The organism is Pseudomonas sp. Colony2 (genome assembly GCF_019382755.1).
Classification (GTDB): domain Bacteria; phylum Pseudomonadota; class Gammaproteobacteria; order Pseudomonadales; family Pseudomonadaceae; genus Aquipseudomonas.
This window is the reverse complement of the sequence record NZ_CP080030.1, coordinates 6,860,156-6,867,515: the sequence shown is the minus strand read 5'-3', so window position 1 is coordinate 6,867,515 and position 7,360 is coordinate 6,860,156. Positions and strand designations below refer to the sequence as shown.

The window sequence follows — 7,360 nt, the reverse complement described above, 5'->3', positions numbered from 1 at the left end:
TGTGGCGAGGGAGCTTGCTCCCGTTGGACTGCGCAGCAGTCCCATCTTTTGGGGCCGCTTCGCGCCCCAGCGGGAGCAAGCTCCCTCACCACAGGCAGTGATTCGGTTCAGTTGCCGTTGGCGGCTGCGATATCACCTGGAAGCAGGTGTTCCTGGATCTTCTGGCTGCGGGATTCCACCAGTTGACCCTGGTCGTCGAAGCGCAACACGATCAGCCAGTCATACACATTTTCCGGCCATTTCTTCATCCCGGTCAGCGCCGCGCCGTCACCGCCGAAGGCCTCGATCAACTTGTCGATATGCCCGTGATGCCAGGCGATCAACACGGTCTGCGCCTGGTTGGACTTGCGCAGGGACTTCACCAGCTTGCCGACTTGATCGTCTGAGTAGGGGGTTTCAAGCGGGAGCTGCAGGCGCTGGGCCAGGGGTGTCAGGGTCAGGCGCGGGCGAGAGCTTTCCTTGCTGTCGCTGGTAGCGATCAGCCGCTGGGGCACCACGGAGATGCCGTTCAACAGCAGTGGGTCGAAATAGCTGGCGTAGGCCGCCGCCCGCTGTTCGCCCTTGGGGCTCAGCAACGGACCTTCATCGGGTTTTTCCGCATGGCGCACGATCAGCACCGTCACGTTGTTCAGCCCGCGTACATCCTTGCCCTCTTTATGGGCAAAGGCGTGAGCCGACACCATCATCAACAACCCCAGAAACAGCGCGCGCAGCGGTGTGACCATTATTCATTCCTGCCAGTGAGTGAGTGCCTCGGCCGATCATGGGCCCAGGCACTCCGCGGACAAAATGAAACAATAGTCAGCGTAGCTGCACCACGACCTTGCCCACAGCCTTGCGCTGGCCGAGGTCGTTGATCGCCTGCGCCGCCTGCTCCAGCGGGTACACCTGGGACACCAGCGGCTTCAACTTGCCCTCGGCGAACCAGCCGAACAGTTGCTGGAAGTTGGCGGCATTGTCCTGCGGCTGGCGCTGGGCGAACGACCCCCAGAACACCCCGACCACCGCCGCGCCCTTGAGCAGCGCCAGGTTTACTGGCAACTCAGGAATGCGCCCGCTGGCAAAGCCCACCACCAGCAGCCGGCCATTCCAGGCGATGCCGCGAATGGCCTGGTCAAACAGGTCGCCGCCCACCGGATCGTAGATCACATCCACGCCGTTGCCGCCGGTAAGGCGTTTGATCTCGTCCTTGAGGCTGGCTTCGCTGTAGTTGATCAACTCATCGGCACCCGCCGCCTTGGCCACCGCCAGCTTGTCGGCGCTGCTGGCCGCGGCGATCACCCGGGCGCCCATGGCCTTGCCGATTTCCACCGCAGCCAGGCCGACGCCGCCGGAGGCACCGAGCACCAGCAGGGTTTCCCCGGGTTGCAGGTTGGCCCGTTGCTTCAGGGCGTGCATCGACGTGCCGTAGGTCATGCTGAAGGCGGCGGCGGTGTTGAAGTCCATGCTCGGCGGGATCGGCAGCACGTTGTAGCCCGGCACCGCGACCTGCTCGGCGAAGCTGCCCCAGCCGGTCAGGGCCATCACCCGGTCACCGACCTTCAGGTGGCTGACGTTCTCACCGACTTGGCTGATCACGCCTGCCGCTTCACCGCCTGGCGAAAATGGGAAGGGCGGCTTGAACTGGTACTTGCCCTCGATGATCAGGGTGTCCGGGAAATTGACCCCGGCCGCATGCACGTCCAACAGGATTTCGTTCTTCTTGATCGCCGGGCTTTCGACGTCTTCCAGCACCAGGTTTTCGGCGGGGCCGAAGGCTTTGCACAGCACAGCTTTCATCGGACTATTCCTTTTGGCGTGTTGGCCGATAAGTGTAGGTGGGCAGGGCGACGGGTCAACGAGCATGCCCAGGCCTGATAAGTCGCCATAAGCTTGTGCTCAGGGCTGCTAGCGTTATGCTACTGGGCAACCGAATTGAGGAATGAACTGTGAAAGCGTGGATCCTGTTGATGCTGGCCCTGACACTGCCGACGGCAGCCCTGGCCGAAGAAGCCAAAGAAGGCGAAGCGCCGAAGGTCAGCTATATCAGCCTGAGCCCGCCGTTTGTCGGTAACTACGGCCTGGATGGCACCGCGAAGCTGCGGGTGTTCAAGGCGGATATCGCCCTGCGGGTCACCGGTCCCGAGGCAGCCGCTGCCGTGAAAGCCAACGACGCGCTGATTCGCAACCAGTTGGTGGCGCTGTTTACCCAGCAGACCAACGACACCATGAGCAGCGTTGATGGGAAGGAAAAACTGCGCCAGGAAGCCCTGAAGCAGACCCAGCAAGTGATGAACGACGAAACCGGCAAGCCGCAGGTTGAGGATCTGTTGTTCAACAACCTGATCATCCAGTAAGCCGGTCGCTTCGCGCCCTTCGCGAGCAAGCCCGCTCCCACATTTAACCGCATTCTCATGTTAGAACTCGGTCAAGTGTGGGAGCGGGCTTGCTCGCGAAGAGGTCCTGACAGGCACCTCAGGAAGCCATGCTCTTCCTGAACCGCGCCAACGCCACCGCAAAGAACAGCAACCCAATCCCCGCCAGCGCCAGCAAGTCCGGCCACACCACATTCACACCCGCATCCCGGAACAGAATCGCCGCACTCAGGCTCACAAAGTGCGTCGACGGCGAGCCCTGCATCACCCATTGCAACCACTGCGGCATGCTGTCCAGCGGCGTGCTGCCGCCGGACAACAGCAGCATCGGGATAATCACCGGGATCGCCAGCAGGCCAAACTGCGGCGTCGAGCGGGCGAGGGTGGCGAGGAAGATGCCGAGGGCAGTACTGGCAAACAGGTACAGCGCCGTCACCAGCAAAAACAAAGTCAGCGACCCGGCCAGCGGCACGCCGAGCAAGCCTTTCACCACCACTTCCAGCGACAGCCAGGTGCACAGCACCACCACCAGCATGTTGCTCCAGATTTTCGCCAGCATGATTTCCAGCGCAGTCAGCGGCAGCACCAGCAAATGGTCGAGGGTGCCGTGTTCGCGCTCACGCAGCAGCGCGGTGCCGGTCAGCACGATGGCGAGGATGGTGATGTTGTTGACGATCTGGATCACCGCCAGAAACCAGCCGCCTTCCAGGTTGGTATTGAACAGCGCCCGGGTGGTCAGCAGCGCCGGCGCCTTTTGGGCGGCATCGGCCTGGTTGCCATAGGTCAGCAATTCCCGCTGGAAAATCCGTCCGATATACCCGGCACCCATGAATGCCTGGCTCATGGCCGTGGCATCGACGTTGACCTGCACCCCCGGCTGGCGCCCGGCCAACAGGTCGGCCTGGAAATTCGCCGGTACGTTGATCACGAAGGTGTACTGGCCGCTGTCCATCACCTTGTCCAGTTGGTCGTACGGCAACGGCACCGCCGCCTGGAATTCCGGCGGTTGCAGTGCTTCGGCCAGTTGCCGGGAAAGCGCGCTGTGGTCTTCATCCACAAAGGCCACGCTGGCGTTGTGCACACCGATCACCGAGCCGGCGGCGGGCATATAGATGGCGACGGTAAAGGCGTAGAACAGGAACAGCAGCAACACGCTGTCGTGGCGCAGGCTGGTCAGTTCCTTGATGCCGAGGCGCAGGATATGGGCGAACTTGTGCATCTCAGGCCTCCTGCTTCTTGAGCATGATCAGGCTAAGCCCGGTGAACCCCAGGAAAAACCCGAACAGCGCCAGGCACTGTGGCCATAGCTGACGCAGGTCCAGGGCCTTGGTAAAGGTGCCCACCGCAATGTCGAGGAAGTAGCCCGCCGGGAACAACATGCCCATCAACGCGGCGGCGCCTTCCAGGGACGAGCGCGGCACGATCAGCCCGGAGAACTGGATGGTCGGCAGGCTGGTTATAATCATGGTGCCGAGGATCGCTGCGATCTGGGTGCGGGTGAACGCGGAAATCAGCAGGCCCATGCTGGTGGTGGCCAGCACATACAGCAGGCCGCCGAAAGCCAGGGTCACGCCGCTGCCCTTGAACGGGACGCCGAACAGCCAGCGGTTCATCGCCACCAGCAGGCCCAGGTTGATCAGGCTCACGGCCAGGTACGGCGCCTGCTTGCCCAACAGGAATTCCAGGCGGGTCAGGGGGGTGGCGTAGAAGTTGGTGATGGAGCCCAGTTCCTTCTCGCGCACGATCCCCAGGGCCGTGAGCATTGCCGGGATGAAGGCGAGGATCAGCGCCATCACGCCGGGACCGATAGCGTTCACGCTGACCACGTCCTGGTTGTAGCGAAAGCGGGTTTCCAGTTTGGCGGCGGCTTGCTGATTCAATGGTGTGCTGTTCAGTTCGGCCAGTTGTTGGAGGTTGGCCTGGTGCACGGCCTCGACATAATTGCGGCTGGTTTCCGCACGGAACGGCATGCCGCCATCGAGCCAGGCGGCCACGGCGGGTTGGCGGCCGGCGTAGAGATCGCGACCGAACCCTGGCGGAATCTCCAGCGCCAGTTTGATCTCCGAGCGCTGCAGGCGTTTGTGCAGTTCGTTGGAGTCAGTGATCGGCGGCTGTTCGGCGAAATAGCGCGAACTGCGAAAGGCCTCCAGATAGGCGCGGCTTTGCGGCGTCTGATCCTGGTCGTAGACGGCGAAGGCGAGCTTTTCCACGTCCAGGGAAATGCCGTAGCCGAAGATCACCATCATGAAAATCGCCCCCAACAGGGCGAAGGCCATGCGCACTTTGTCCCGCAGCAGTTCCTTGCCTTCGCGGCTGGCCACGGCCAACAGGCGGGCGACGCTGAACCCGCGTTTGCTGACGGGTGGGGCCATGGGTTCGCTGACGGTTTCGGAGGGCGCGGTGGCCGCTTCGGGCGCGCCTTGGGCCTGTTCGAGGCAGGTGACGAACGCCGCTTCCAGGGTTTCGCCGTGGAACTGCTGTTGCAGCGCGTCTGGCGTGTCGCAGGCCAGCACCTTGCCCGCGTGCATCAGCGAGATGCGGTCGCAGCGCTGGGCTTCGTTCATGAAGTGGGTGGACAGGAAGATCGTCACGCCCTGTTCCCGGGACAGTTCGATCAGCAGCCGCCAGAAGTCATCCCGCGCGGCCGGGTCGACGCCCGAGGTCGGCTCATCGAGGATCAGCACTTCCGGGCGGTGCAGCACCGCCACCGCCAGGGACAAGCGCTGGCGCAGGCCCAGCGGCAACTCGCCGGACGGCTGCTCGGCAACGTCGCTCAGGTCAAAACGCTTGATCAACTCGTCGATGCGCTGGCCGCTCTCGGCCTTGGGCAGGTCGAACAACTGCGCATGCAGCACCAGGTTCTGGCGCACGCTGAGTTCGCCGTACAGCGAGAAGCTTTGCGACATGAAACCCACGCGCTTGCGGGTGGCCAGGTCCTTGGCGTTGACCGGGTTGCCCAGCAGCGTGGCGGTGCCCTCGGTGGCGGGCATCAACCCGGTGAGGACTTTCATGGTGGTGGTCTTGCCGCAGCCGTTGGAGCCGAGGAAACCAAAGATCTCGCCCCGGCCAATCGCGAAGCTGACCTTGTTGACTGCTGTGAAGTCGCCGAATCGCAGGGTCAGGTCGTGGGCTTCGATGGCGATGTCGGTGTTGTCGCTTTGCCGGGGCGGAATCACCAGCGGTTCATTGTTATGGGCACTGTCGCCCTGGAAATGGGTGAAGGCTTCGTCCAGTTTGCCGCTGGGCGTCGCGGCGGCCAGTTCGCTGCTCAGGCCGTCGGCGATCAGCTTGCCGCGGTCGAGCATCAGGCAGTGTTCAAACTGCTCGGCCTCTTCCATGTAGGCGGTGGCCACCAGCAGTGTGAGCTGCGGGCGTTCGCTGCGTACGGTTTCCACCAGTTCCCAGAAGCGTCGACGGGACAGCGGGTCGACGCCGGTGGTGGGTTCGTCGAGGATCAACAGGTCCGGGTCGTGGATCAGCGCACAGCACAGGCCGAGTTTCTGCTTCATGCCGCCGGAGAGCTTGCCGGCGGGGCGCTCGGCGAAACGCGCGAGGTCGGTGGCGAGCAGCAGGTTGTGCATGCGCTGGTCGCAATCGGCTTTTGACAGGCCGAACAGCGTGGCAAAGAACCGGATGTTTTCGCTGATGGACAGCTCGGGGTACAGGTTGCCGCCCAGGCCTTGAGGCATGAAGGCGATACGCGGGTACAGGCTGTTGCGGTGGCGGCGGCCTTCGATGGCGCCACCGAGTACTTGCAGCTCGCCCTGTTGAAGCTTTTTGACCCCGGCGATCAAGCCCAGCAGGCTCGACTTGCCGGCGCCGTCCGGGCCGATCAGGCCGCAGCGTGTGCCGGCAGGCAGGCTGAAGGCGATGTCGATCAGCGCCTGTTGCTTGCCGTAGCGATGGTTGATCCCCGTGGCGTGCAGCGCCAGGCCGCTCATTGCAGGTTAGCCGGCCAGTCCAGGTCAGCGGTGCGCACATAGCCGGCGCCGGGCATGCCCGGTTTGGCTTGGGGCACGGCGCTTGGTTGGGTCAGCCGCAGCTTGACCCGGAACACCAGCTTCTGGCGTTCGTCGCGGGTTTCCACTTCCTTGGGGGTGAACTGCGACTTGGCGGCGACGAAGCTGATTTTCGCCGGCAGCGGTTGCTTCGGCAGGGCGTCGAGGACGATCCGCGCCTCACTGCCGACGGTCAGGGCGCCGGTTACCGAAGCGGGCAGATACAGGTTCATGTATTGGTCGTTGGGGTCGATCAGCAGCAACACGCGGCCACCCGCGCCGAGCACTTCGCCGGGTTCGGCCAGGCGTAGCTGGATGATGCCGTCGATAGGCGCCCGCAGGCTGCTGTCTTCGATTTCACTGGTGAGCTGGGCGACCTGAGCCTGGGCGGCGCCGATGGCGGCCTTTACCGAATTGACCTGGGCCTGGGCGGCGACCACGGCAGCGTTGCCGGTGTTTTGCCGGGCCTGCTGCTGGTCGATCAGCTGGCCGCTGGCGAAGCCGCGCTTGTACAGCTCCTGGGTGCGCTTGAGTTCCTGGCTGGCCAGCAGTTGTTCGCTCCGGCGCAGTTGCACATTGGCTTCGGCAGCAGCGAAATTCTCCCTGGCCCGCAGCACTTCAGCTTCGGCCTGGGCGCGCTGGGCTTCCAGGGTGCGGGTGTCCATGCGCGCCAGCAGTTGGCCCTTGAGCACCTTGTCGCCTTCGTCCACCCGCACTTCGGCGAGGCGCCCGGGGATCTTGGCGGCGATCTGCACTTCAGTCGATTCCAGCCGGCCATTGCCCATGCTCAAGCCTTCGGGCAGGCGGTCCTGGGTGGATTGCCAATAGCCGAAGCCGCCGGCGGCCAGCAGCAAGACAATCAATGGAATGGCGAAAAGATGGGAGGTACGGTGGTTCGTCGACATGGGTGCATCCTGCGGCGTTAGCGTCCTAGTTTGACCGATCCTGCCCGGAGGCCCTTGATGCGGGTCAAATGAAGCGCCAGCCTAACCCGGTTGGCGCGCAGAT

General features: G+C 63.6%; 6 protein-coding genes. 1 reads left to right on the top strand and 5 read right to left on the bottom strand.

Going from position 1 to position 7,360, the window contains the following annotated elements; translation table 11 throughout:
- Positions 1-107: 107 nt before the first annotated feature.
- Together JV201_RS28240 and JV201_RS28235 are read right to left on the bottom strand one after the other, a co-directional pair.
- On the bottom strand, positions 108-725 hold the full coding sequence (locus JV201_RS28240; protein WP_008438881.1) for a flagellar basal body-associated protein FliL: 618 nt from the start codon (positions 723-725) through the stop codon (positions 108-110).
- Between the two features lie 76 nt (positions 726-801).
- A complete protein-coding gene (locus tag JV201_RS28235) occupies positions 802-1,779 on the bottom strand; it encodes an NADPH:quinone oxidoreductase family protein (protein ID WP_003213968.1) in 978 nt (325 codons plus the stop codon).
- Between the two features lie 149 nt (positions 1,780-1,928).
- Here JV201_RS28235 and JV201_RS28230 point away from each other — a divergent pair, with 149 nt between their 5' ends.
- Positions 1,929-2,336: a flagellar basal body-associated protein FliL gene (locus JV201_RS28230; RefSeq protein WP_003213967.1), complete on the top strand. Its 408-nt coding sequence runs from the start codon at positions 1,929-1,931 to the stop codon at positions 2,334-2,336.
- 118 nt (positions 2,337-2,454) lie between these two features.
- On the opposite strand, the gene JV201_RS28225 is transcribed toward JV201_RS28230, so the two are convergent.
- From JV201_RS28225 to JV201_RS28215, 3 genes are read right to left on the bottom strand one after another with little or no spacing between them, the layout of a single operon-like run.
- Positions 2,455-3,573, bottom strand: coding sequence for an ABC transporter permease (locus tag JV201_RS28225; RefSeq protein ID WP_219406281.1), 1,119 nt, complete (start codon positions 3,571-3,573; stop codon positions 2,455-2,457).
- 1 nt (position 3,574) lies between these two features.
- A complete protein-coding gene (rbbA, locus tag JV201_RS28220) occupies positions 3,575-6,295 on the bottom strand; it encodes a ribosome-associated ATPase/putative transporter RbbA (protein WP_219406280.1) in 2,721 nt (906 codons plus the stop codon).
- Positions 6,292-7,257: an HlyD family secretion protein gene (locus JV201_RS28215; RefSeq protein ID WP_003213963.1), complete on the bottom strand. Its 966-nt coding sequence runs from the start codon at positions 7,255-7,257 to the stop codon at positions 6,292-6,294. Before JV201_RS28215 ends, rbbA begins: the two co-directional genes overlap by 4 nt.
- Positions 7,258-7,360 lie beyond the last annotated feature (103 nt).

What these genes read in the sequence shown, in the direction of transcription:
- rbbA (WP_219406280.1), bottom strand. Translation starts at nt 6,295, where the DNA reads ATGAGCGGCCTGGCGCTGCACGCCACGGGGATCAACCATCGCTACGGC.
- JV201_RS28215 (WP_003213963.1), bottom strand. Translation starts at nt 7,257, where the DNA reads ATGTCGACGAACCACCGTACCTCCCATCTTTTCGCCATTCCATTGATT.
- JV201_RS28225 (WP_219406281.1), bottom strand. Translation starts at nt 3,573, where the DNA reads ATGCACAAGTTCGCCCATATCCTGCGCCTCGGCATCAAGGAACTGACC.
- JV201_RS28240 (WP_008438881.1), bottom strand. Translation starts at nt 725, where the DNA reads ATGGTCACACCGCTGCGCGCGCTGTTTCTGGGGTTGTTGATGATGGTG.
- JV201_RS28235 (WP_003213968.1), bottom strand. Translation starts at nt 1,779, where the DNA reads ATGAAAGCTGTGCTGTGCAAAGCCTTCGGCCCCGCCGAAAACCTGGTG.